General features: G+C 40.4%; 23 protein-coding genes. 9 read left to right on the forward strand and 14 right to left on the reverse strand.

From position 1 onward, the window contains the following. Positions 1–189 precede the first annotated feature (189 nt). Genes DW173_RS19490 through DW173_RS19500 form a run of 3 tightly spaced genes read right to left on the reverse strand, consistent with a single transcriptional unit; the run spans position 190 to position 2,235 of the window. Entirely contained in the window at positions 190–660 is a 471-nt protein-coding gene (locus DW173_RS19490; protein ID WP_120145029.1) for a GyrI-like domain-containing protein, read from the reverse strand. 31 nt (positions 661–691) lie between these two features. Beyond that, positions 692–1,822 (reverse strand): GyrI-like domain-containing protein, encoded by a 1,131-nt coding sequence (locus DW173_RS19495; protein ID WP_120145030.1) that lies wholly within the window; start codon positions 1,820–1,822, stop codon positions 692–694. After that, positions 1,819–2,235, reverse strand: a complete 417-nt coding sequence (locus tag DW173_RS19500; RefSeq protein WP_004306427.1) for a DUF3788 domain-containing protein — start codon at positions 2,233–2,235, stop codon at positions 1,819–1,821. Before DW173_RS19500 ends, DW173_RS19495 begins: the two co-directional genes overlap by 4 nt. A gap of 198 nt (positions 2,236–2,433) precedes the next feature. Between DW173_RS19500 and DW173_RS19505 the strand changes: the two genes are divergently transcribed. Then, a complete protein-coding gene (locus DW173_RS19505) occupies positions 2,434–3,054 on the forward strand; it encodes a hypothetical protein (protein ID WP_120145031.1) in 621 nt (206 codons plus the stop codon). A gap of 73 nt (positions 3,055–3,127) precedes the next feature. Here the strand turns inward: DW173_RS19505 and rlmJ are convergent, their stop codons facing one another. From rlmJ to DW173_RS19530, 5 genes are all read right to left on the reverse strand, one after another. Next, positions 3,128–3,934, reverse strand: coding sequence for a 23S rRNA (adenine(2030)-N(6))-methyltransferase RlmJ (rlmJ, locus tag DW173_RS19510; protein ID WP_233562231.1), 807 nt, complete (start codon positions 3,932–3,934; stop codon positions 3,128–3,130). A gap of 93 nt (positions 3,935–4,027) precedes the next feature. After that, positions 4,028–4,504, reverse strand: coding sequence for a DinB family protein (locus DW173_RS19515; RefSeq protein ID WP_120145032.1), 477 nt, complete (start codon positions 4,502–4,504; stop codon positions 4,028–4,030). Between the two features lie 103 nt (positions 4,505–4,607). After that, positions 4,608–6,740, reverse strand: coding sequence for a cation:proton antiporter (locus DW173_RS19520; RefSeq protein ID WP_120145033.1), 2,133 nt, complete (start codon positions 6,738–6,740; stop codon positions 4,608–4,610). Positions 6,741–6,999: 259 nt separating this feature from the next. Continuing rightward, positions 7,000–7,365 (reverse strand): MmcQ/YjbR family DNA-binding protein, encoded by a 366-nt coding sequence (locus DW173_RS19525; protein ID WP_004306433.1) that lies wholly within the window; start codon positions 7,363–7,365, stop codon positions 7,000–7,002. 74 nt (positions 7,366–7,439) lie between these two features. Further along, on the reverse strand, positions 7,440–8,012 hold the full coding sequence (locus DW173_RS19530) for a Crp/Fnr family transcriptional regulator (protein ID WP_032852847.1): 573 nt from the start codon (positions 8,010–8,012) through the stop codon (positions 7,440–7,442). A gap of 153 nt (positions 8,013–8,165) precedes the next feature. Between DW173_RS19530 and DW173_RS19535 the strand changes: the two genes are divergently transcribed. From DW173_RS19535 to DW173_RS19545, 3 genes are all read left to right on the forward strand, one after another. Then, a complete protein-coding gene (locus tag DW173_RS19535; RefSeq protein ID WP_004309079.1) occupies positions 8,166–8,486 on the forward strand; it encodes a DMT family transporter in 321 nt (106 codons plus the stop codon). A gap of 299 nt (positions 8,487–8,785) precedes the next feature. Further along, positions 8,786–10,498: a GAF domain-containing sensor histidine kinase gene (locus tag DW173_RS19540; RefSeq protein WP_120145034.1), complete on the forward strand. Its 1,713-nt coding sequence runs from the start codon at positions 8,786–8,788 to the stop codon at positions 10,496–10,498. A 167-nt stretch (positions 10,499–10,665) separates the two neighbouring features. Continuing rightward, on the forward strand, positions 10,666–11,745 hold the full coding sequence (locus DW173_RS19545) for a linear amide C-N hydrolase (RefSeq protein WP_120145035.1): 1,080 nt from the start codon (positions 10,666–10,668) through the stop codon (positions 11,743–11,745). Between the two features lie 213 nt (positions 11,746–11,958). Here the strand turns inward: DW173_RS19545 and DW173_RS19550 are convergent, their stop codons facing one another. Continuing rightward, positions 11,959–12,609: an HU family DNA-binding protein gene (locus DW173_RS19550; protein ID WP_004309082.1), complete on the reverse strand. Its 651-nt coding sequence runs from the start codon at positions 12,607–12,609 to the stop codon at positions 11,959–11,961. A gap of 347 nt (positions 12,610–12,956) precedes the next feature. Here DW173_RS19550 and DW173_RS19555 point away from each other — a divergent pair, with 347 nt between their 5' ends. Then, the gene (locus DW173_RS19555; RefSeq protein ID WP_008640761.1) at positions 12,957–15,050 is read left to right on the forward strand and encodes a BT4734/BF3469 family protein; all 2,094 of its coding nucleotides are present in this window, start codon (positions 12,957–12,959) and stop codon (positions 15,048–15,050) included. A 199-nt stretch (positions 15,051–15,249) separates the two neighbouring features. Here the strand turns inward: DW173_RS19555 and DW173_RS19560 are convergent, their stop codons facing one another. The 3 genes from DW173_RS19560 to DW173_RS19570 are packed head-to-tail and all read right to left on the reverse strand — an operon-like array spanning position 15,250 to position 20,206. Then, positions 15,250–17,442, reverse strand: coding sequence for a DUF262 domain-containing protein (locus DW173_RS19560; protein WP_120145036.1), 2,193 nt, complete (start codon positions 17,440–17,442; stop codon positions 15,250–15,252). A 3-nt stretch (positions 17,443–17,445) separates the two neighbouring features. After that, on the reverse strand, positions 17,446–19,401 hold the full coding sequence (locus DW173_RS19565; RefSeq protein ID WP_120145037.1) for a DUF262 domain-containing protein: 1,956 nt from the start codon (positions 19,399–19,401) through the stop codon (positions 17,446–17,448). A gap of 55 nt (positions 19,402–19,456) precedes the next feature. After that, the gene (locus DW173_RS19570; RefSeq protein WP_120145038.1) at positions 19,457–20,206 is read right to left on the reverse strand and encodes a DeoR/GlpR family DNA-binding transcription regulator; all 750 of its coding nucleotides are present in this window, start codon (positions 20,204–20,206) and stop codon (positions 19,457–19,459) included. Positions 20,207–20,444: 238 nt separating this feature from the next. On the opposite strand from DW173_RS19570, the gene DW173_RS19580 reads away from it, so the two are divergent. The 4 genes from DW173_RS19580 to DW173_RS24000 all read left to right on the forward strand — a co-directional run bounded on the left by DW173_RS19580 (position 20,445) and on the right by DW173_RS24000 (position 22,761). After that, complete coding sequence (locus DW173_RS19580) at positions 20,445–21,035, forward strand: sugar O-acetyltransferase (protein ID WP_120145040.1); 591 nt, start codon at positions 20,445–20,447, stop codon at positions 21,033–21,035. 180 nt (positions 21,036–21,215) lie between these two features. Beyond that, entirely contained in the window at positions 21,216–21,746 is a 531-nt protein-coding gene (locus tag DW173_RS19585; protein ID WP_118220011.1) for a methylated-DNA--[protein]-cysteine S-methyltransferase, read from the forward strand. After that, positions 21,743–22,585 (forward strand): methylated-DNA--[protein]-cysteine S-methyltransferase, encoded by an 843-nt coding sequence (locus DW173_RS19590; protein WP_087318410.1) that lies wholly within the window; start codon positions 21,743–21,745, stop codon positions 22,583–22,585. The genes DW173_RS19585 and DW173_RS19590 overlap by 4 nt, the downstream gene beginning before the upstream one ends. 14 nt (positions 22,586–22,599) lie before the next feature. Beyond that, on the forward strand, positions 22,600–22,761 hold the full coding sequence (locus DW173_RS24000; RefSeq protein WP_164497224.1) for a hypothetical protein: 162 nt from the start codon (positions 22,600–22,602) through the stop codon (positions 22,759–22,761). 110 nt (positions 22,762–22,871) lie between these two features. On the opposite strand, the gene DW173_RS19595 is transcribed toward DW173_RS24000, so the two are convergent. Together DW173_RS19595 and DW173_RS19600 are read right to left on the reverse strand one after the other, a co-directional pair. Then, positions 22,872–23,231 (reverse strand): hypothetical protein, encoded by a 360-nt coding sequence (locus DW173_RS19595; protein WP_022199146.1) that lies wholly within the window; start codon positions 23,229–23,231, stop codon positions 22,872–22,874. A 139-nt stretch (positions 23,232–23,370) separates the two neighbouring features. Then, positions 23,371–23,856 (reverse strand): flavodoxin domain-containing protein, encoded by a 486-nt coding sequence (locus tag DW173_RS19600; protein ID WP_087322334.1) that lies wholly within the window; start codon positions 23,854–23,856, stop codon positions 23,371–23,373. Between the last annotated feature and the right edge of the window lie 18 nt (positions 23,857–23,874).

A 23,874-nucleotide genomic window follows, 5' to 3' on the forward strand; every position in this document is an offset into this window, starting at 1 on the left:
TATGCTGTTTTTAGTTGTTTTCCTTGAATGGAATATCTTTTTCGTTACCTAATGAGTTTTCGTTTGACTTAAGTCAAGCGAAAGAATAACTTAAGTCAAGCGTTAGTTTGACTTAAGTTAAACGAAAACTGGAATGTATCTTCGATAGTTATTGATAGGAAGAAAGAAATAACTAGATGAAGAAAACATTCATAATAGTGGCATTTCTATTCTCGTCACTTGTTCTTCTTCGGGTACGTTAGGATTGCTGTAATAATATTCGATGGATGTTCCCGAAGGTTTGTAACCGTTGTTTTTTATCCATTCCATCATCTCGTTGTACAGGGCAGCCAGTTCCTTGTAAGTTCCTCTATGTAGGCAGGAAACTATTTTTTTTTCTGGTATCGTTATAGACCGTATATCCCCTTCACCTTGTAACTCTCTGGTTGACTTTAGACCAATAATCATTCTGATATTTTGTTCCGTCAGACTTTCAAAGTTGGGATATTCAACGTAGGGGATGTCGGTAGTGACTTCACCCTGTTCCTTAAATAAAGAGTCTATTTTTACAAAATTCTTCCCGATAGCTTCCGACATTCCGTTCATATCTGTTTGTACTTCAACAGCCAAAGCGGATTGTTTCGGTTGCTTCAATAGCATGATTTCTGAAATTTTTCCCATAATACATTGTTTTTAGAGGGTTGATAATTAATTATTTCTTGATGACCGGAATATAGATGTCGGTAATTAGTTCTGTTTTAAGGGTGGAGGCAGGGCGGTTCATATACATTTCAAAGCTAAAGGTGCTTTGAGGACGATATTTACTTTCCGGGAACCACTCTTCATAAATAGTCCGGTAGAATTTATGCAATAAAGAGTAGTCGCCGATATGCCTGAATACAGCATAACGACCACCGGGAACTTCCATCACTCCCGGCTGGGAATCATTTTCTTTGTTATCGATTATTACCCCGAGATAGAAGCGACATTTATCTATTGGGGTGATGGCCGGGTCGTCCATACTAAGGCTGACAAACTTATCATTCGACTTTTCTTCATTGCGCTGCCTAGCATAGTTGGTGAGCCTGTCCCATATTAATTTGTATCGGAGTTCATCCTTATACTTTTCACCCACCTCGATACAAAATACTTTCATCGGCAGAATCGACCGGATTTCAGGAGTGATAACCGCATGCTGTTCGTCATACATCGGCTTATACTTCTCCCTATATTGAGAGGTTGACACTCCAAAATGTTTTTTGAAGGCTTTTGCCAGACTGAATTTAGTCTGATAGTTTGTTTGCTCCGAAATCTGATTTAATGTAAAGTCGGTGGATACTAACAGATGTGCTATATGTTCGAGGCGCAAACGTTGTATGTAGCTTCCAATATTTTCTCCGGCAACGGTTTGAAACACTCTTCTGAAGTGATATTTGGAAAGTCCGCTTATCGTACTAAGTATATCTGCATCTAAACTATCGAATAAATGATTGTTGATGTAAACGACTATATCCTGAATCTTTTGGTGATGGATATTACTGGTTTCCAACTTCTGTTTCCATCGGTTCAGTTTGGGGAGCCGTTCGTTGAGTATTCGTCTAAGTTCCTTCGGCGAATAAGCGGTATCTGCATATTCATTGTACTTATCGGTGTATTTTATCCAGATATTAATCATTTCCGACATCGGAATGTCGACGATATATTTTCCATCTTTCAGGCAGTAGTAGCAATATTCATCACTTCGGGAACCGTCGGAGTTAGTACCCAGATATTTCTCTATATCAAAGCGGAGAGGCATCCCGCAACTTTGACAATACCTTTTATTTATATCTGATTCAATCATCGGTTGGGTTTTCGTTTGATGGATAGCAGTCGCTCCATATCATTAAATAAATAAGTGTCTTTCAATTCGAACATAAGCCACTTCCCATCGTGGAAAGTCGTCGTCTCATCGTATATCTTTTGAGTCTCATTGGAGAATACTTCTCGCAGAGATTCAAATTTGGCACGCTCATCTTTACCTAAAATGACCATGAAGCCAATCGTTTGTTCTTTGGCGTATAGGGCACACAGCGTTTTTCCGCCTTTGCGATATTTATATTCGTATATCCATTTTTTCCCTCCATGGTTCCATAGTTGTTCCATATTGTACTTTTGCTCGATAAGCTGGCAAAGTGAAGTCCATATATCATAAAGTTCCTTACCTATCAAGGCTTCCAGTGTTTCGGGAGTGGGAATCTGCAAAGTTTCTTTCATGGTATTCTGTATTTACTTTTGATTATCCATATCACAAAGGTAGGCTGATTTTCTAATAGATCGTTGTCCAATATAGGCATTTTGTGTGTAGCTGGTGAACAATCTGCCCGGAAATTAATTTATTTTGTAAAAGCGAAATATTGGCAGTATAACCTTTATCTTTGCATTAATTTAAAAACAAAGCCCCAATTAAAGAAAATGAAAACAATATTATTAGCAGTAGGTACGCTCTGCCTCATGGCAGGTTGCTCGTCAAAAGTGGCAAGCTCAAAAGGAATCGTTAGTGATGCAACCATGAATACGGTAACGATTGTTACTGATAAGAATGATACCCTTTCGTTCAGTACGATAGATGCAAATAAAGATGAAGTCAACGGTTTGCTTCTGAATGATACGCTGGAAGTGTTCTATACCGGAAAATATACACCGGGAATGCCGGCTTCTAAATTAGTTCAGTATCCGCAATCTCCGATTGTGGGAGGTGATCGGGATGAACATGGCTGTATCGGTTCTGCCGGATATGTATGGTGTGAAGTGCAAAAAGACTGTATCCGCTTGTTTGAGAAAGGAATCCGCACGGAATCGGTGGACGATAGCAATGCTTCTGCCTTTATTGTGTTTAGTCCTGACTCTACGCAACTGGAACTTTTCTTTTCCAATAATCAGCCCAATGAAATATTGGACAGACGTGGCCTGCCTTCAGGAGGTTATGCATGGAACGTGGAAGATGACGATACGAAAAATGTACGGCTAATAGATGGCTTGTGGACAATCAGCCAAAGAAATAAGTTAATTTATAGCCAAAAGGCCGGAAACTGATTTTAAAAGCTCCGGCTTTCTGACGCTCTGTTTGTAGAGTAATGTTCTAGGTAATTAAATTAATAAGTGGATATCAAAGATGCTGAATATATAAACTTCCATCATAATCTTTGTATTTAGCATCTTTGTATATATCAACCAGTTTGTTACTGTAATCAAGAATGATATCTTTGGAAGTTTGTGATACATTTGTAGCCAGAATACCGCTTCCCAGAATGCCGGGATTACACAATATACTATCTTTTTTTATTGAATTCATGGTAAGCTCTACACCTATGTAATCCTTGATACCTGCCTTTTCCAGACTGGATACAATATAGTTGTCCAAAGATTCTTTATCATCTTCGGTCATGAATCCATACCATAATAAACACTTCATTCCTAATTGAGTAGCCTGTATCAGGATATCGAGATAGGTTACTCCTGAATCTCCTTTCTTGTCTATTTCGTAAGGATCGATATGGATGAAAGAGGATGCGGGAAGTGAAGGCAACAGTTCTATTGTGCCTTTCAGGGAGTCGGTATGATGTATTTCTACGGATGTACTTAATTCGATTTGTTTGGCATAAATGTCTACATTCTCCAGCGCACTCTTTTCTAAATCGAAGAATACGAACCTTTTTGCTTGCTTTCCTAATACATTCATTGCCAGGGCAGGAGAACCCAGATAATTTCCTTTTGCCATTTCTGTACTTTCCAGTTGGTAATAAATGGAATCTTTTAGAGATTTGTCATCATCTGCTTTCTCCAGGAAATGATAGATACCATATTGCTGCTCCGGAGTTTGCGTCATGGAGTAGATGGCACATACGGAATTGGTTTCTACATATACTTGTGGGGCTTCATTTCTAAGAACTTCACAGAGTATCAGATGTTTCAGTACATCGGGTTATTTTGCGAAATGAGTGTAAGTTGCCATGTGGATACATCTTAAAAAATTATAGAATATAAAGAACAGCAGCCGCTATCCTTTTTAAGTATTCATTAATTCATGGATTTCATGAATATGCAGGTGTAAATGACTTAGATAACCTTCTATCATGTCTTGTAGCGTAACCTTTGTTCCTTCAAAATCACACCAGTAGCTATCCAATTTTGTCTGGTCTACAGATTTTATAACCTGAATGATATGCAGGTTAAAAAACTTCCATAGTTGAATCAGGTTATTCCAATCTTCATTTTGGTAATCTTGTAATGCTATCCACAGATCATTATCCTGACGGTAATCGGGAAAGAAAAGCAAATCTTTACTGTATTGCAATCTGACCATGCGTTGGTGATTGTTTGATGCCGAATCAATCAAATGTCCGAGAATCTGTTTGATAGTACGATTTTGTTTATTACGTTTCAACGTGATCGTATCATTTTGTAGCCCGGTTAGTATTTTCTCTTCAGTTTCTATCACATGATAGATTCCTTCTGTTATTTTGGAAAAATCAACGTTTGACATACCATTCTTTTCCTTTAGGTGTTTATAGCAAAATTGCTAATAGTACAAATATAGATAAATGTATCGATATTTATAAATTAAACGGAACTTTTCAATTCTAATTTTATCCCTCTTTCTTAAACCACCTGTAAAACCATTTACCGACTTTCTCGTAATGTCGGGTTTCGGTATCAGTATATAACTTGGAGAAGAAAGACGTATCCAACGGCTCTCCCGACTGGTTAGGATACAGCACGATGAAGCTATTGTTGGAGAAATATTTCCCGAGCTGTCTCGGTAACTTCTCAAAAGAACTGTCATACGAAAGAGTTCCTGGTCGTGCACTGATAATAACCAATAAATGATCGTAACTTACCTGTCCTGTCAATACCAGCAGGTCATTCCAGTCTTCTAAGAGAGAGAAATCGGTAAGCGTCTGTTTATGCCTTTTCTTTATCCACGCTTGTAGGCGGATGGTAGTCTTTTCATTGGCAAAGAAGTGTACGCGGCATCCAAGAGTGCTCCCCATGCGACAAAAGTGCTCCATCCAATGAGGAAAACCGGATTCATATTCGGCTTTAGGAGGGACGGCAACGACAATCCGTTTGATTGTATGGACCGGTATCAGAAATTTAGAGATAATTATTTCACAGTTTAATCCGTTCAATAAGTGTTCGGCAAGTATTCCAAAGTATGAATCTGTGATGTTTTTCTTGCGGTGCAGGCCGGTGATAATACTCGTAATCTCATTCTCCTTGACTGAATGGATAATACCGGAAGCTATATTCAAATCATACCGGGTGACCTTTTTGAGTGGTACATTTGCTTCCGTTGCTGTCATTTCGGCTTTTTCCAGATAATGTTTGCTTCGAATTCGTAGATTATCAGAGTTATTATCGTCGTTGATAACATTTAATGCCAGGAGATTGTCTTTCAATTTGGGGTCACGTATGACTAGAGAAAGATTCACCATGTCCTCGATAGTGTCCGGGTTGGCTATGGATATTAAAATCTTCTCTGTTTCTTTTGACGATTCATTTTCAGGTTGTGAATCATCCATCGCCATTTTTCTGGCTGTCCGCTCGGTAATCAGTGAACTCACTACGCAAGTGACCAGGATAAGCAAGACTGTTCCGTTCAGTACATCATCATTCAATAAACGTTCGCCGGTGGGCAGAATAATGTTGTATCCAACTAACACAGCCGCCAATGTGGCTGCCGCCTGTGCATTACTCAAACCATACATCAGATTTCGTTCAAGAACAGACATCTTATATATCTTTTGAGTGAGCCAGCAAGCAATCCATTTGCCTGTCAGCGCCATGGTTATCATCACGGCGGCAACTTTTAAGGCATCCCCCTCTCCGAAAATAACACGTAAGTTGATTAACATTCCCACTCCGATAAGGAAATAAGGAATAAAAAGTGCATTACCAACGAACTCTAAATGATCCATCAATGGAGAGACGTGGGGGATGAGCCGGTTAAGTACCAATCCTGCGAGGAAAGCTCCCAAGATACCTTCCATACCAACAAGCTCCATCAACCCTGCTCCTAAAAAGACCATCGCAAGCACGAAAATAAATTGCATCACGTTGTCATTGTACCGGTGAAAGAACCAACGACCGATGCGCGGAAAGAAATAAATAATTAGTGCCCCTAGAAAGATTACTTTTACCACCAGCCAAATCCAAAACAATCCTCCGGTTTCTCCTTTGAACAATCCGCCTATAACAGCCAGTACCAGCAGTGTGAGTGTATCCGTTACGGCCGTTCCTCCTACGGCAATACTTACGCTACGATGGCGTGATATGCCGAAGCGGGTGACGATGGGGTAGGCCACGAGCGTATGGGAGGCATACATGCTGGCTAATAATACAGAGGTGATTACACCATATTTCAGATAAGATACATTTGCCATGAATCCAATCCCGATAGGAACGATAAAAGCCAGTAATCCCAGTACCAATGCTTTGTTTCGCGTCTCTTTGAAATCTCCCATATTCATTTCCAGACCAGCCAGGAACATGATGTAATAGAGTCCGACTTTCCCGAATAACTGAAAGCTGCTGTCTCGTGCCAGGATATTAAATCCATGTTCGCCAATAGCCAGTCCTGCCAGGATCATACCGATAATATGAGGGATGCGCAGTTTATTCAATAATATCGGAGCAAACAATATAATCAAGAGTACAAGGAGAAATATCCATGTAGGGTCGGTGATAGGGAATGTTAAATCAAGGCCAATCCAATCCATAATTTGACGAGTTCGTGATATTTGTTCCGCAAAATAACCTAAAAAAATGCTTCTAAAAAAGCATTAGTTAATAAAATTAGTCATTTATTTTTTCTCCAGATTCATGATTGCCGGAATGAAGAATGCAAGTGTTCCTGGGACATACGTTTTTAAATATACGATGATTTTATCCGTGTGTGCGTTTTGGGGTGTATAGTGATTTTATCCGGCTCTACTTTTAGCAATAATAGTAGTGCCGGATATGTCTATTTTTCGAATCCTAAATCATGTTCTTGTATTCCTCTTGTTTTTTCTTGGGTAACTTCTTTATAACTTCCTCTACCGAGTGGCTAATCAACTCCTTTATGAGTTTATCGGGAACATCTCCTTCCAAGTAAACGGTTATCCAATGTTTCTTATCCGAAAAAGGTCCCCAAAAAATGTCTTCGTATTGTTCTATGAGCTCTTCTGATTTATCAGGATTACATTTCATATCCGCCCAGAATCTTCCGTTTTTAGGACGTAATGTAGCAAAAGTGAACATTTTATCCATAACCTTGAAAACCAAAGTATGTTCATCAAATGGCATACATTCTGTTGCTCCTTTGACTGACAGGCAATATTCTCTATAATCTTCGATATTCATGACTTCTCTCTTTTGATTCATTCAAAACACAAATATATTACTTTCTGTTTGCTTTTGAAAAACATGTTTCTATCTCAAAGTACCCGTTTCAATTTCGCCCTTATCCGGCTTAAACTTACCGGAGTTATTCCCAGATAAGAAGCAAGACACTCCAATGGTATTCTCTGTAATAGCTCCGGATTATTTTGTATCAGCTTCATATACCGTTCGGACGCGGTGGTGAATAAGAGAGAAATAAGTCTTTCCTCTGTTTGCAGGAACTCTGATTCGGCAAACTTGCGCCCCCAGTTGGCAATATGGATATCTTCCTTGAATAATTCGTGTAAGTCTTTGCGCTTTAATAGATACAACACCGAGTTTTCCATCAGTTCCATTGACTCATACCCCTGTTGATTATTTACATAGCTTTTCAATGAGACAATGGTTGACCCTTCTTTCCCAATCCAGAACGTTACCTCTTTTCCGTCTACGGGAATGTAAGCTCTGGCAATCCCTTTCTCGATGAAAAAGATATTCGTTTCAGTCTTGCCAGCCTCCAATATATGATAACCTTTGGGATATGTGACTTTTGACAGATGTTTGACCACCTTATCTGCTGAAGCCTCCGGCATCCGATATATCCTGTTTATAATCTCGTGTATATCCATATCGCATTGAATCATTATTCTGCAAAAATACAAAAAGTTATATTAGGAAAAGAAGAATTGATGATACTCTTACACCGTCGTTTCTTATCAAATGTAAAGTGAAAGCTCCGGGCATCTTGTTAATTTTGCAGTCTAATATTAAAATAGAATGATATGAATTGGATTATATTGATTATTGCCGGACTGTTTGAGGTTAGTTTTACCTTTTGTCTAGGCAAGATTAAGGGAGCGACAGGCACCGATTTTTATTTGTGGGGAGCGGGATTTGTAATCTCTGTAATCTTAAGCATGTTCCTACTGGCAAAGGCTGCGCAAACATTGCCTATCGGCACTGCATATCCTGTTTGGACGGGGATAGGAGCGGTGGGAACCGTCTTGATCGGTATCCTGTTCTTTCATGAACCGGCAACTTTGGGTCGTTTGTTTTTTATGACGACTCTGATTATTTCAATCGTAGGGTTGAAACTGATATAATCAGACGAATAGGATTTAGTTTTAATAGATGGAAAAGTGTAATAAGGACTTTTTCAGTGTAAGTCATATATTGTTGAAAAGATTTCATCCGGTATAATATTGAGGAAGTTTGGAATTGACGAGGTCGATTATGTAATATATGCTTTCGTAATTCTGCGATTATTAGGCATTTATAAGAAGTCGTTTTGATGGGAAAAAGTTTGGTTTCTAAAATAAATGTATATATTTGCAGAATGTGGGACGCATCTCGTCCGGATTCGAAACTAAACTAAAATTCTATTTACTGTTATCTATTAAACATGAAATCCACTGATTCTGAACCTCAAGGGGGCGGTATGGAACTGGAACAGTACCGTACCAGCCTCGAACAGATGGTTGAAGAGAAATCTAAAGACTTGATCGCTATTCAGGAGAATCTCGAAGCAACCAACCGACGGCAGGCATTATTTATCAAGGTACTGCAAATTTTGCAATTGGAACCGGATATACCTACTGCTATGAATATGGCACTGGCCGAAATTGGCCGTTATACTGGTGTCGACCGTTTGGCGACATGGGAAAACCACCTCGACGGAGTTACGTATGGCTGCACCAACGAATGGTGCAACGACGGTATAGAACCCGCTATCGATTACTTGCGGAGTATGACCATTGAAGCGGGAAAACCCTGGTTCGACATGCTGGAAGAAAACCATATCATTTGTACGTCCGATATTTATTCGCTTGATCCCTTTATTACTCAAATGCTCGAAGTGCAAGGCGTAAAAGCCATTGCTGTTTTTCCCCTGTCACAATTGGGAGTACATTTCGGCTTTCTTTCGTTCAACTTTTGCTGGAACAAACAATGGGATGAAAAAGATGTGGAACTGATGAGCCAGATATCGCAAATTGTATCTACTGCTACTAAACGCTGGCAAGTTGAAACATCGCTGCAACAGTCGCAGCGAACCATGCAAAAGGTATTGGACAATATCAATGCCAATATTTTTGTGAGTGATTACGATACGTTGAAAGTGATTTTTGCCAATAAGCCTTTCAGGGAAGAAGCAGGAGAAGTTCCGGAAAATGCGGAATGTTGGAGAATGTTGAATGCAGGTCTGGAAAATGGGTGTAAACACTGCCCGAAGCCGAAGTTGCTCGATGCCAACCGTAAGTTTACAGGCGTTCATTTTTGGGAAGACTACAATCCGGTCACCAAACGTTGGTATACCATCCAGAGCATGGCAATAAAATGGCTCGACGGACGTTGGGCAATCATGGAACTGGCTACCGATATCACCACCCGCAAACAGGTGGAACTGGAGCTGATTCAAGCTAAAGAAAAAGCGGAAGAATCGGACAGGCTCAAATCAGCATTCCTTGCCAATATGAGCCACGAGATACGTACTCCTCTTAACGCCATCGTCGGTTTTTCCAGTCTGCTTGCCGAAACCGATGAGGCGGAGCTGCGTCATGTATATATGTCTTTAGTGCAGGAGAACAATGAGCTGTTGCTCAACCTTATTTCCGACATTCTGGACATCTCCAAAATCGAAGCCGGTATGATAGATCTTGTTATGGGACGGGTGGATGTACCACAACTTTGCCGGGAAGTGATTGCTACCTTCTCACACAAAAAACGTGACACTGCGGTCGAACTGCGGTTTGATGAAAATTCACCGCAGATTGTGATTGATGCTGATAAAAACCGAATCGTGCAAGTACTCTCTAATTTTCTGACTAATGCCTTGAAGTTTACCACTAAAGGCTCAATCACACTTTCCTATTTATTGGAAGATGAGAGTCAGGTACGTTTTTGTGTAACGGATACGGGCAAAGGAATTCCCGATGAACAAAAACATGAAATATTTAATCGTTTTGTAAAATTAGACTCATTTGTACAAGGTGCCGGATTGGGATTATCCATCTGTCAAAGCCTGGTCAATAGGATGGGCGGAAAGATTGGAGTCGAATCCCGTGAGGGGGAAGGGTCGTGCTTCTGGTTCACTCATCCGTATGTTCCCGGTGCTTAACCAAAAAAAAGAGATTGCATATTGAAGCAAACTACGTATATTGTTCCGCAAAGTACGGGACGAACAAAAAACAATAGTTTTCTTGAGAGAGGTGTCTGCAACTAAAATAACCCATATTTTGTTGTCTTTATACAGTATTGAGTTTTTAGCAAATAAATATATAAATAATGATGAAGATGACAAAGAACTTATTGTTAGGGGTTGTTGCCGTATGTGGCAGCACTTTTCAGGCTGTAGCTTGTACGGGAATCTCGCTGACATCCCGTGACGGCAGTTATGTGCAAGCCCGTACGATTGAATGGGCGCGCGGTGTGTTGCAAAGCGAGTATGTGATTATTCCACGTGGTCAACAGCTCACGTCATTCACTCCTACAGGTGTCAATGGACTAACGTTTACGGCAAAATATGGAGTGGTTGGTCTGGCTGTTGTACAAAAAGAATTTATTGCCGAAGGAATCAATGAGGCCGGACTTTCGGCCGGACTATTTTTCTTTCCTCATTATGGGGGATATGAAACGTATGATGCTGCACAGAATCAGCGGACACTGGCAGACCTTCAAGTGACGGAGTGGCTGTTGTCGCAGTTTTCCACTATCGACGAGGTGAAGGCAGCCCTTTCTTCTGTACGTGTTGTAGGATTGGAAAAGACAGCGGTAGTACATTGGCGTATCGGTGAACCGTCGGGACGTCAGGTTGTGTTGGAAATTATAGGTGGTGTGCCGCATTTTTATGAGAATGAAGTAGGCGTATTGACGAATGCCCCCGGTTTTGAATGGCAACTCACTAATTTGAACAACTACGTCAATCTTCATCCGGGTGACGCTTCCATGCAAAAATTGAGTGGTATTACATTGCAACCTACTGGTGGCAACTCCGGTTTTCTCGGCATTCCGGGTGATGCCACGCCTCCTTCGCGGTTTGTGCGTGCGGCCTTTTACCGGGGGACAGCTCCGCAACGTGCCACAGGCTTTGATACCGTGCAGCAATGTTTCCACTTGCTTAATAATTTTGATATTCCTATTGGTATAGAACATTCACAGGGTGATATTCCGGATATTCCCAGTGCTACGCAATGGACCTCAGCTATCGACCTCACGAACCGGAAGGTTTATTATAAAACGGCTTATAACAATTCGATACGTTGCATTGACTTAAAAGCTATTGATTTCTCAAAGGTGAAATATCAATCACAACCGTTGGATAAGATACAGGAGCAGCCGGTTGAAATGGTTAAGATTCCCCGGTAAAATATGGAACGGTATGGAGGTGCTCTTGTATAATAGTTGCTCGCATTAAGAATGCTCTCAAATAAATGTTGGTGACGTTTTACCCTCACACCCTCACCCTTTGTGCTCAATCCATTTATTCATCGGGGTTACAGGTGTGAGGGTAAAGGTGAGAGTAGGTGAGGGTAACTTTTTACTCTCACTCTGTCTCGTCCTGATTTGAGTTGACCAATCTTATTCCGTTTTCACACTAACTTCTTTATTCTTACCATAATATCCACTTCCCGGCACATAAATCGGCTGCATGGCTCCACCCATATTTTTCAATTTACCCTCGTCGCGCAGACGTCGGATATGTCGCATGGCTGTACTTCTTGCCATTCCGCAAAGATATTGGAAGTCATGTCTTCGCATAAATGGATGAGTACGGAAGTACTGAGTCAGTTGCAGGTCAATTTCTTCGTTTGTCAGTTGGGTGAAATCCAGTCCGCCTTTGAGGCTTTTCACTTTAAGTACACCGAACTCGTTTTTCAATGTCTGGTCGGCACGAAACTGAATGGCCTTTAGCTTCACTTTGGTCACTTTCCGTTTTGTGTCTACCGTTACAGGTTCCGTGGTTGTCAGGCAGGGATGGAAATAACCGATGCCGTCCAGATGAACTTGGCGTCCTTCCGCCAATTCCTGTCCCATGATGTGCGAAAGCGCATCAAGTACGGCTGTGACATCTGTTTCTGTCAGTGAACAACGTTCTTGAATACGTCGGCGCAGTACGTCGGTCCCTGTGGAACCGTTGTATTTGATGCGCGGATGCAGGGTGTTTCCGTTTTCTCCCTGCTGTTTGTTTGAAGGCTTCGGGTCTTCATACCAATCGAATAATATTGCCATAGCTCTATATTTGTTTTAAATGAACTGTTCTTGTTATGTATTCTCTTAGATAGTAATACATTAATGCTTAATGTTTCTTTTGTTAAGCTCTAATGCTTTGCAAGGGCTCACCCATGTGAACAAGGCTGTTTACGTCTGTAGACGTTTTTATTTACAATTGATAGCCTGTTTGTTCACACGGGTGAGCCCTTGACAACTACTAAGCAAAGATACATAAATAATAAGGCAAATGCAAATAATATGCAGGTATTTATCGGATAAAATGCTTGTTTACCGGAAGATAAAAGCGTATCTTTACAGGAATTAAATAGGTAGATGTAATTGTAGAAAAAATAGACAAAAATAGGATGAAAATTACTTTAATCAGACAAGACAACGGGAGCGGAAAAGAGACTCTTAGCGTTTGTGAGGCAGGCACATTATTCGACAAAATGAAAACGGAAACAAAGGCGGGGCATATCACGGCTTTGCGGGGAATCATACCATTGCTGGAAGGTACGCATGCCCGATACGAACATATTGATAAATTGCCATACATCTATTCTGCTGTGGAATATACCCGTACCAAAGAGGGCGAACGGAAGATGAAGCAGTATAACGGATTGGTACAGTTGGAAGTGAGTAGGCTGGCGAGCGGCTCGGAAGTGGAATTTGTGAAGCGACAAGCGGCGCTTTTGCCACAGACTTTTGCTACTTTTGGTGGTTCGAGCGGGCGTAGTGTGAAGATATGGGTGCGCTTCGCTTTGCCGGATGACGGAGGATTGCCGACCAAGGAAGCGGAGGCGGAATTATTTCATGTTCATGCTTATTGGCTGGCTGTGAAATGTTATCAGCCGATGTTGCCTTTCGATATTGACTTGAAAGAACCGGTTTTGGCACAGAGATGCCGTATGACGCTGGACGAATCTCCTTATTATAATCCGGATGCGGTGCCGTTCTGCTTGGAACAACCGCTTATGATGCCGGGAGAAGAGACTTTCCGTCAGCGGAAACTGGGAGAGAAAAATCCGTTATTACGGTTGCAGCCGGGATATGAGTCGGCGCAAACATTCACGAAGATTTATGAAGCGGCCTTGAACAGGGCACTTCAGGAAATGGAGGATTGGAAACGTGGGGACGACTTGCAGCCTTTATTGGTTCGCCTTGCCGAGCATTGTTTCAAAGCGGGGCTTCCCGAAGAGGAAGCGATACGGCAGACGATGATTCATTATTATCGCGAAGAAGAAGAGCAGGTGATCCGTTCGATATTGCATAATCTTTATCAGGAATGTAAGGGATTCGGCAAGAAAAGCAGTATCAGTAAAGAGCAGGAGACGGCTTTTCTGTTGGAAGAGTTTATGAAACGTCGGTATGAATTCCGTTACAATACGGTGCAGGACGATTTGGAATATCGGCAGCGCGATTCTGTTCACTTTTGCTTTAAGCCGGTGGATAAACGGGTGCGCAACAGTATTGCGATCAATGCTTTGAAGGAAGGCATCAGTGCGTGGGACCGTGATGTGGATCGTTTTCTGAATTCGGAATGTGTTCCTTTGTATAATCCTGTGGAGGAATATCTTTATGAGACAGGTCGCTGGGACGGGAAGGATCGTATCCGTGCATTGGCTGGTCTGGTGCCTTGTGATAATCCGCATTGGCAGGAATTATTTTACCGCTGGTTTCTTAGTATGGTGGCGCATTGGAGGGGAGTTGATCGGCAACATGGTAATAATACTTCGCCTTTATTGGTCGGTTCGCAGGGGTATCGCAAGTCAACATTCTGTCGTATTATTCTGCCGCCGGAGTTGCGTTTCGGCTATACGGACAGTATTGATTTTAAAAGTAAACAGGAGGCGGAACGCTATTTGGGACGTTTTTTTCTGATCAATATTGATGAGTTCGATCAGATTAATGTCAGTCAGCAGGGGTTCTTGAAGCATTTGTTGCAGAAGCCTGTGGCGAATCTGCGCAAACCATACGGTAATACGATTCGGGAAATGAGGCGTTATGCTTCTTTTATCGGTACCAGCAATCAGAAAGATTTGCTTACCGATCCTAGCGGTAGCCGCCGTTTTATTTGCATCGAGGTGACGGCTCCTATTCAAACGAACGTTACCATCAATTACAAACAGCTGTATGCTCAAGCAATGGAGGCGATTTATAAAGGGGAACGTTATTGGCTGAATGATGAGGATGAAAACATATTAAAACAGACTAACCGTGAGTTTGAACAGGTGAGTCCGCTGGAACAGCTGTTCCACTGCTATCTTAATCCCGTAGAAGAGGAAATGGAAGGCGAATGGCTGACTGCCATGCAGATTTTGAATTATTTACAGACGAAAACACGGGATAAACTGGCTATTAATAAGGTAGGACAGTTTGGGCGTGCACTTCAAAAACTGAATATTCCTTGCCGTAAGTCTCGTAAAGGGACGCTTTATCATTTGATGAAAGTAGAGTAATTGATAAAGGTGGTGTGAAAGGGGGCTTTGTCAACCCAATCAGGACGAGACAGGGTGAGGGTAAAAAGTTACCCTCACCTACCCTCACTCTTACCCTCATCACTGAAAGGATGATGAATAGGGGGATGCAGGGAAAGTGTGAGGGTGTGAGAGTAAATCATGTATAAAAAATAATTGGATATTGAATATCTAATAATTTTCATACGATAGAAATGGAATGTATATGCTCAACGATATAAACGCCCTCCAATATTAGATCTTTATTCAATTCAATAGGGATGTAGAACAGGCGCTTGTTCTCATTAAGGGTGATGTTGTAGTCAGTGCCTAACACACGTTCAATTTCAGTTTGATATTTCTTAATATCATCTTGGGTGGACTCCTGTCTGTAACTTATGATCCAGCCATGATGTGTCGCACAATCAAGCGTTAGGCCATTTTCCATTTCCAACCACTGATTTTTAACTATGCTCTTGTCATGTAAATGTTTATAAACTAAATAGCGGAATAAATTGATATTATATGAGCTGGCTCGTTCCTTGTTTAAAATGTCAATCCAGTAATTTCCCCACTCTCCGTTTGCAAAACGCAAGATGTTATACCCTTGGTTTAATGCTTGTAGTGAGTCTTCATACTTCAGCACGTAATACATCCCGTCTTTTTGTGTCAAATCATACGAACCGAGATACTCCGAAATGATATTGTTCATATGGGTATAGAAGTCTATTTTCTTCCTTTGGTATAATTTGTCTATAAGAGTGGATATGGCCTTTGGACTATTCTTAATAATGGTTGCCCAATAATCATTGTATCCATAACACCAGTTATTACCACCTGTATTATATGAATAGTCTCCATAGCAAGCCAATAAAGCTCTTGTTATAAGCGCATTGTCTATTTTGTCGACTTTGGGACTTTGTGATAGGTAGATATGTGTGTGCTTTGGTGAGAATATATCCTCAAAAATACGTATCCGTTTTTCCATTAAGACTTTGTCCCCTACTTCCCATTTACTTCTGGCAGAAGCGTCACTCGTGAATTTCTCATGCCATATACATTTGATAGAACCTCGCGTGTAGATATGTTCTTCCGCATACCAGAACAAATCCTCAATTTCGGTGTCATGAGTTGCAGAATAAATATTGATTTTATCTAGTTCATGAGTATCAAGGACTTTATCGAGTCTTCCATCTTTTGCCTCTTCAATGATAAAATCATATAAGTTAGCTTTTGATTCACTGAATCTTTTTAAGAAAAGCAGTAAAGGGACATGGTTGATAATGCCTCGCCGTAAACTGTTACTAATGATTTTGAAGAGTCTTAGATAATCCCTTTCATCTTCAAACTTTCGCAAATAGGCTGTCAGAAGAGACTTTAGAATTAAAAAGTTACTGTCGGCAGTGTTGAACTTGATATTTTTATTATCTAAGAGCCGCTTTATTTCTTTCGCAAAGAGCGGATGAGTGGATAGCTGTTTTAATGCCTCAAAGTACATTTCAATATCACTTAAAGTGATGCTGTCAATGTCCTTTGTTGGTTCAATCTTGTTGTGCTCATTGAGGCTACGCAATTCAACGATTATTTTAATAAACAGGTCTATGGAATTTTCTACATTGCTGATACTTTGGTTATCACTTTTAAGTGAGAAGAAGAATTCTTCCCAGTTATCCCATGCTTTGCCCCACGAACTGCAATATTTAGGAGTTGTTTTGTTTTTCTTGGCTTTGGCGAAAAGTAAAGGTTTGATTTGCTCCGAATCTGTTAATTGCTCCCCTCGGCTATTCATGGTGATATATAATTCCTCACCCTGTGAAGTCTGACCTACGTTGAAATACCAGAACTCCACATCGGTAATGCAACTTTCATACTTTAAATGGAAATTACCTTGATGAGCCTCGTCAAATTTGCGTATCAGGTATAATGAGGAAAGCATGGCTTGTATAGTCATGTCGTCTTCATAAGCTGAAACATACCATGGGCGATCTTTTATTTTTAAAAGAGAATCAAGACTGTCTGTACTTTTCCACATTGTATACAAAAAGATTTCTGTCAGGCTTCTGACCCGGTAGGAGAAGGCGGGCGTCGAACTGTCTATTTTCAGCAAAATGTCGAAGTCCCGCTTTTTGTTCTCTTTTAATGCCAGATAAAATGCCAGGAGTAGGAGAGTGGTAAAGCGTTGTTGTCCGTCGATTAGATAGATTTCATTTCTACTATATCCGGGTTCGTAGGAATAAAGAAATCCCACATTGCATGACTTTGAAGCATTTTTATTCAAATCTTCAAGGAATTGAGACAAAACAGATTCGTTTTTACCCCAAACATATTCGCGTTGAATTTCCGGAACTGCGATATTGTATTCCAAAAGCAGTTGTTTTATATTTTTTGTTTGCATAACTTATTGGTTGCTCCAGCTTTTAATGAGTTCACTAATTTTATTCATTTCTTGTTTTGGCATTTCTTCTGTTGTCAATGCCCAGGTTATCAACGTTTCTGCGATGTGCTCCGCGTTGCGTCTGATGTCTTCGAAGGTCCAACGTTCCAGATTGTCAGGGTCATTGCATCCGGCTTTTATGAACACTTTTAAAGTGTGGTGGCGTATGAACCGTCCTTGATAATAGTTTTTGATGATTTCTAGGCGTTTGTTGGAAAAAGAACTATTTCCATAGCTGCGGTTTACATGTAAATCAAGTAATGCCATATTGCCAATTGAGTTGAGTCCATATTTATTCAGTCCTTTAATAAGCTTTTCTTGTTGCTCATCACTTACTGAGTCGTTAGTCAGCATCTTACTCATTGTTTCGGCGGCTTTTTCATCGATTTCCGGGTATTGACTCTTTATGGCATTGATACAGGCAATCCATTTGTCCTTATTCTTACGATCGTTCTCGTTGGGCGTCTGGCAGCCGATGTGTTCTTTGTCTTCTTCATTACGGGTGAAATAGTCTACAGGCAGATATCCCAATGACTTAGATTCATTTTTAATCGTTGTGATGATGTCTTGCAAGATTAAGCAGTCGAATAACTCATTGTCATTGTGATACCAGTCATTGCGTGTATTAATCATGTTTTTGTAGATAGCATTGCATAGTTCTTCTTTAGATAATTGATTGTCATCTTTATCGTTATTTTGATATTTATAAGTGATGCATGAGACTATTTTGTCTTTCAACATTGTTTTGAAGCCCTGTTTTGAATCAGCCTTTTTCCAAGATGCATAGATATCGGAGAATTGAGTTCTATGTTTATGCCTGAAGAATAAATAACCTAAATAGTGATATATATGTTTGTCCCCGAACCAGTCTTGCATTTCCAGATGTAATTTCCTTAGTTCGATATAAAGTTCCCAATTGTCATTTCCCCGGTTCTCGTCTTTATCAAGGCCATACTCGAAGAAATTAAAAGAGAATATGGATTCTGCATTTTTGTTGATTTCGTATAATAATATATACAAAATATTGATTGGGAATGCTTTGGTATCGAATTCATGGAGCTTTGCTTCCTTGGCTGTTCCGCTCGGAATCATCTGTCCGAAAAATGATATAACGTCCTTTTGTCCCCACCATCTGCTCATTTCGTCTATCTCCAATCCCATGCGAACTCTGAACTCATTGATTTGGGTTTGACTTGCATGGTTACCGAATTTTTCTTTTGCGGAATGAGTCATCATGACAGCGCGTAGCAGGTCGGCTCCGTCAAGATTGACTTTTGCTCCATTCAGATTTGCAAATATTTGTTCTTCATCGGCTTGCAATTGATTGACTATCAGGTGAACTCTGTTGAGAATGATATCTACATATTTATTATGCTCTTCGTCGGAAAAACGTGCAAAGCGATTTCCCTGTGCATCTTTAGGATGAAACCATTCTTGGATTTTTTGAGCAACTGCATACAAATAGTATTGGTCTTTATGTTTGATTTCAGGAGTAGACTGCCATATCTGTCTTGTGATAATCTGTTCTGTGATGAAGCGGTGGGTAGCTTCACGAATGGAGTATTTGATTTTGTTTTTGACTAGATCGGATTTGCCAAGATATGAAAGTAGCACTGTTAGAGTGGTCAGACGCTGTTGTCCGTCCACCACATTATATATTTTGTTTCCTTCGATATCTTTCGATGTGCAAATGGTGATATTTTGTAAACAGTAGAACTTGTCTCTGTCAACATGGGTGTCTAAAGAATTGCTGAAAGTTTTTATGTCGTCCAGTAATTCTTCCACATTCTTTGTGGTCCATTTATAACCACGTTGATAATCAGGTATGTTGTAATATGTATATCCATCTTGTGCTAGATAGTTGGTAAATACTTCTGTTACTGGATATGTCAATTTGTTTTTGTCAATTGTTGGTTTCATATAATAGGGTAGTTGTCTTTTTAGATAATTTCTTTTTTTACGGTATTATTCTGCTTTATATCACTTTGTACGAGTATGAAGGCCAATGCTGTTTGATATAATCCACCTTGCTATTTTCTGTAACAATATAATCAATTTCAGCTAAAGAGGCGACGTGATAGTTTCTTGCCGTGTCCAGTTTGGCGGCAGTGGCTAGGACCACTCGTTTGGCTCCTTGTTTTAGCATACTGCGTTTGATGATTGCTTCTTCACGGTCTGAAGTGGTCAGTCCTTTTTGTGGATGAATATCGCTTACCCCTATAATCACCCAATCCGGAAAGATGGATTGTATCATTTGGAAGACGGATATGCCGACGGTGACTTGTGAAGATGGAAAGACTTTCCCGCCTAAAAGAATTAAATCTACTTTAGGGTAATTGGACAGTTCGTTTGCGATCGGCAGGCAATTGGTGTATATCGTAAAGTTTTTGTCTTTGGGAATCTGCCGGGCTACCTCAAGATTGGAGGTTCCTCCATCTATTAATATCACGTCGCCCTCTTTGAATAACGGAACCAGCTTGGCAGCTATTTCCTGTTTTATCAGCGTAGCTGTATTGAGTCTTTCGGCAAACTTGATGGATATACCTGATTTAGCGATAGCCCCTCCGTGTACTTTCGTCAATAATCCTAGGTTTTCTAATTCTACGAGATCTCTTCTTAAGGTGTCGTCCGAAACTCCCAGTTCCTCACTTAGGTCGGTGACGTATATCCGGTTGTCTTTATTGATCCGGTCGATAATGTATTGGTGTCTTTCTTCTTTCAGCATAATTCCGCATGGATAGAGTTGTGTATTTGCGCAAATATACCTATATTCAAGCAGAAAAACCAGTATTTTATGATGATTTCAACTTGCGGAGTGCGGTTTTGTGCGTATTTGGGTTAGTTATAAGTTTATGGTATCAAATGGATGTAGAATACCGCATTGGGTATGGACATCATATTTACTGGTTTTCTTTGAGAATAATAGTTAAAAGGATGATTGCTAACTTCAAAAATTTAGTAAGATGAAAACAGAGTATCAGAAATGTATGGCCGGTGAGCCTTTCGACGGAAAAGACAAAGAATTGGCGGAGATGACGCTGAAGACTAAACGTTTGCTTAGAGAGTTAAATGCTACGGACTTTGCCGATGTAGTCAGGAAAGAGGAAATTTTGCGGGAGATGTTCGGGCATTTGGGACAGCATGTTCATGTGGATATTGACTTCCGTTGTGAATATGGAAAAAATATATTTATAGGCGATAAAGTCATTATCAATATGAATTGCACCTTTGTCGATAACAATCGGATAGAAATAGGAAATAATGTGCTGATTGCCTCTAATGTTCAGATATATACAGCGACACATTCGACTAAAGTACACGAAAGAACTGCGCAGAATTGGGAGGAAGGAAACGCGATTTGTAACACTTTTGCTCTTCCTGTGAGAATTGAAGACAATGTATGGATTGGCGGTGGTGCAATCCTGCTGGCAGGAGTTACGATTGGTGAAAATAGTGTGATTGGCGCTGGTAGTGTTGTCACTCGGTCTATTCCTGAGAATTGTGTGGCGGTCGGCAGTCCTTGCCGGGTGATAAAGTATATTGAGAACGATTGATTGTATGGAGGAGTGGGAGGGGAGATTGTCTTTTCTATGTAAAAATAGCAATTTTCGGGTCGTTTATCAGTGATACGTGTAGTAATTTTGCGGCATTGGAAATAAGAGTGCGAGTGTAAAAACGAAAATATTATTAGCTGTTATTTCAACTGTAAATATAATAAACGTATCTTTGGAAGTATGGAAGATAAAACGAATGTGATTAAGATACAGCGTTATCATTCTCCTTGTGGTGATTTGATGCTTGGCTCGTTTGAGGATAAGCTTTGTCTTTGTGACTGGGCGGCTGAAAGTCATAGGGATATCGTAGACAGGAGATTGCGGAAAGTGCTGAAAGCTGGTTATGAGGAAAGTACATCAGATGTGATACAGGAGGCGATGAGCCAGTTAGATGAATATTTCAATGGCGAGCGGACTGTGTTTGAGGTGCCTTTGCTTTTTGTTGGTACGGAGTTTCAGAAGAGTGTATGGTATAAGTTGTTGGAGATTCCATACGGTTCGACTGTGTCATACGGTGAGCTGGCAAAACAACTCGATTTGCCGAAAGCTGTCCGTGCTGTTGCTGCCGCTAACGGGGCGAACGCTATTTCTATTTTTGCTCCGTGCCATCGTGTCATCGGCAGCAACCACTCTCTTGTGGGATATGGTGGCGGACTTCCTGCTAAAAAGCGGTTGCTGGATTTGGAATTAAATGGCAAACCTCTGTTATGAATGAGCAAAAAACGCTTGACTATGCACGCATTGCGCAGGCAATCGGGTATATAAGGGAGAATTTTAAAAGGCAACCGGGATTGGATGAGATTGCCGGGGAAGTGGCGTTGAGTACGGCGCATTTCCAACGTATGTTTACGGAGTGGGCGGGAGTTAGCCCTAAGAAGTTCTTGCAATATACTAGTATTGAATATGCCAAGAGAATCTTGAATGAAACTCATGCGTCTTTATTCGATGCGGCACAGGAAACAGGGCTTTCCGGTACGGGCAGATTGTATGACTTGTTTGTAAATATAGAAGGGATGACGCCGGGCGAATATAAAAACGGAGGTGAAAGTCTTTCTATCAATTATAGTTTTGCCAAAAGTCCTTTCGGTGAAATCTTCATTGCGTCTACCGATAAAGGTATTTGTTGTATGGAGTTTGCAGACGATCATGACGCGGCTTTTAACTCTTTACGGAAGAAGTTTCCTAATGCAAGGTTTACCTCGATTGTGGATGAAGTGCAGCAAAACGCTTTATTCATCTTCACGCATGACTGGAGTAAACTCAAAGAAATAAAATTGCATCTGAAAGGTACTGACTTTCAACTAAAGGTTTGGGAAACCCTACTCAAAATTCCTGTCGGTGGCTTGACTACTTACGGAGATATAGCCGCAGGAATCAATAATCCGAGAGCTTGCCGGGCTGTTGGAACGGCTGTCGGTGAGAATCCCGTAGCTTTCCTTATTCCGTGTCATCGGGTCATTCGTGCTTCCGGTGAGTTGGGAAATTACCATTGGGGAGAGATTCGCAAGACTGCAATGATTGGTTGGGAGGCTGCGAAAGTGGATGTTTAAATAAATAAAAAAGTATGGATATTAAGAATGATAAGATCACAATAAAGCCTTTGCGTGATAAAGATGTAGACATTTTCAGTAAATGGTTGGCTAAAGAATATATTTATAAATGGTTCTGCCCTGACGGAGAAGAACATAAAATGGCTTGGTTGACTGATTACCATGAATTGAAATGATGCCTCTATCAGAATCATCGCCCCACATGATGGCGGGGATATTATTTATGGTAATAGCTCGTTTCATCATTATGTCTTTTGTTTTTTAGTTTATATGAAATGTGATAGCCTTACTCCACAGTTACCTTGAAACGACATTTTTCTGCGCCACCCAAAACGGTTTCGATAATTTCTACGCTGATATTTTTATCGGGCAACAAATTTCCGATAATATACAATACGCTTTGGCGTGAACATTCGCAATGTGATGCGTCTTTTACTTTTCCGCTTGCTACCTCCGGACAGACACACGCCGGGTAGCCAATTTCATAAATATGTCCTTCTTCAATTGTCTTTGCAGAAAGCCATTCTGTATTTCCGTATCGTTTGTACTGTTCGTCTAAACAGCGACCACATTCTTCAAATTGCTCTCTTTGCATTGGCAATATCGTATCCTTGACACAATGGATTGCCTTGTCTCTATAATTCATTTTATTTTCTTATTTAGATTCGCTTTCTAGTTCTTGATTCAAGTATTTCGCTTTTTTGTTATAGGCATATAAATATCTGTTTGAAAATAGATTACTCAATAGGTTACTCAATAGGTTACACAATAGATTACTCTGGAGGTTACCATAAATGATAATCTTTTATCTGAATTGTAAACTCATTTATGGCATCATATCTCAGCTTCGAAACAGAAGAGTTTATTTTCGCTATTTTCTTCGTTAAAAACCTTTCGATGAAATTCATTTTATCAAACTGAAACTCGCCACCTAAAATGGCTTTGGGAATCGATAATCTCTGTAAGAACTCCGGGAAAGCTTTGTTCATTTCTTCAGCTTCTTGCTCTTCGTTCATACAACAGATGAACAACCCTATTACTTTTTGCTCTAATAACGGTTGGTTATTGTGACAGAATTGAGTAACTTTTCGATTTGGAGAGCCCGCATAAATAGCTGTTCCGAGAATTATTTGATCGTAAGTTCGGATATCAGGTCTCGGACACTCCTTTAATGAGATGTAGTCAACTTTATTAGTCAACTTTTCTCCGATAAGGTGTGTTACTCGCTCGGTAGTTCCATGTTTTGAATAATATATGATAGCTGTTTTCATTTTCAACAGGCATAAGCG

It is taken from the genome of Bacteroides sp. AM16-13, from assembly GCF_003602705.1.
GTDB lineage: Bacteria > Bacteroidota > Bacteroidia > Bacteroidales > Bacteroidaceae > Bacteroides > Bacteroides xylanisolvens.

Coding starts and splice junctions, on each gene's coding strand:
- DW173_RS19490 (WP_120145029.1), bottom strand. CDS start 660: ATGGGAAAAATTTCAGAAATCATGCTATTGAAGCAACCGAAACAATCC.
- DW173_RS19495 (WP_120145030.1), bottom strand. CDS start 1,822: ATGATTGAATCAGATATAAATAAAAGGTATTGTCAAAGTTGCGGGATG.
- DW173_RS19500 (WP_004306427.1), bottom strand. CDS start 2,235: ATGAAAGAAACTTTGCAGATTCCCACTCCCGAAACACTGGAAGCCTTG.
- DW173_RS19505 (WP_120145031.1), top strand. CDS start 2,434: ATGAAAACAATATTATTAGCAGTAGGTACGCTCTGCCTCATGGCAGGT.
- DW173_RS19515 (WP_120145032.1), bottom strand. CDS start 4,504: ATGTCAAACGTTGATTTTTCCAAAATAACAGAAGGAATCTATCATGTG.
- DW173_RS19520 (WP_120145033.1), bottom strand. CDS start 6,740: ATGGATTGGATTGGCCTTGATTTAACATTCCCTATCACCGACCCTACA.
- DW173_RS19525 (WP_004306433.1), bottom strand. CDS start 7,365: ATGAATATCGAAGATTATAGAGAATATTGCCTGTCAGTCAAAGGAGCA.
- DW173_RS19530 (WP_032852847.1), bottom strand. CDS start 8,012: ATGGATATACACGAGATTATAAACAGGATATATCGGATGCCGGAGGCT.
- DW173_RS19535 (WP_004309079.1), top strand. CDS start 8,166: ATGAATTGGATTATATTGATTATTGCCGGACTGTTTGAGGTTAGTTTT.
- DW173_RS19540 (WP_120145034.1), top strand. CDS start 8,786: ATGAAATCCACTGATTCTGAACCTCAAGGGGGCGGTATGGAACTGGAA.
- DW173_RS19545 (WP_120145035.1), top strand. CDS start 10,666: ATGATGAAGATGACAAAGAACTTATTGTTAGGGGTTGTTGCCGTATGT.
- DW173_RS19550 (WP_004309082.1), bottom strand. CDS start 12,609: ATGGCAATATTATTCGATTGGTATGAAGACCCGAAGCCTTCAAACAAA.
- DW173_RS19555 (WP_008640761.1), top strand. CDS start 12,957: ATGAAAATTACTTTAATCAGACAAGACAACGGGAGCGGAAAAGAGACT.
- DW173_RS19560 (WP_120145036.1), bottom strand. CDS start 17,442: ATGCAAACAAAAAATATAAAACAACTGCTTTTGGAATACAATATCGCA.
- DW173_RS19565 (WP_120145037.1), bottom strand. CDS start 19,401: ATGAAACCAACAATTGACAAAAACAAATTGACATATCCAGTAACAGAA.
- DW173_RS19570 (WP_120145038.1), bottom strand. CDS start 20,206: ATGCTGAAAGAAGAAAGACACCAATACATTATCGACCGGATCAATAAA.
- DW173_RS19580 (WP_120145040.1), top strand. CDS start 20,445: ATGAAAACAGAGTATCAGAAATGTATGGCCGGTGAGCCTTTCGACGGA.
- DW173_RS19585 (WP_118220011.1), top strand. CDS start 21,216: ATGGAAGATAAAACGAATGTGATTAAGATACAGCGTTATCATTCTCCT.
- DW173_RS19590 (WP_087318410.1), top strand. CDS start 21,743: ATGAATGAGCAAAAAACGCTTGACTATGCACGCATTGCGCAGGCAATC.
- DW173_RS24000 (WP_164497224.1), top strand. CDS start 22,600: ATGGATATTAAGAATGATAAGATCACAATAAAGCCTTTGCGTGATAAA.
- DW173_RS19595 (WP_022199146.1), bottom strand. CDS start 23,231: ATGAATTATAGAGACAAGGCAATCCATTGTGTCAAGGATACGATATTG.
- DW173_RS19600 (WP_087322334.1), bottom strand. CDS start 23,856: ATGAAAACAGCTATCATATATTATTCAAAACATGGAACTACCGAGCGA.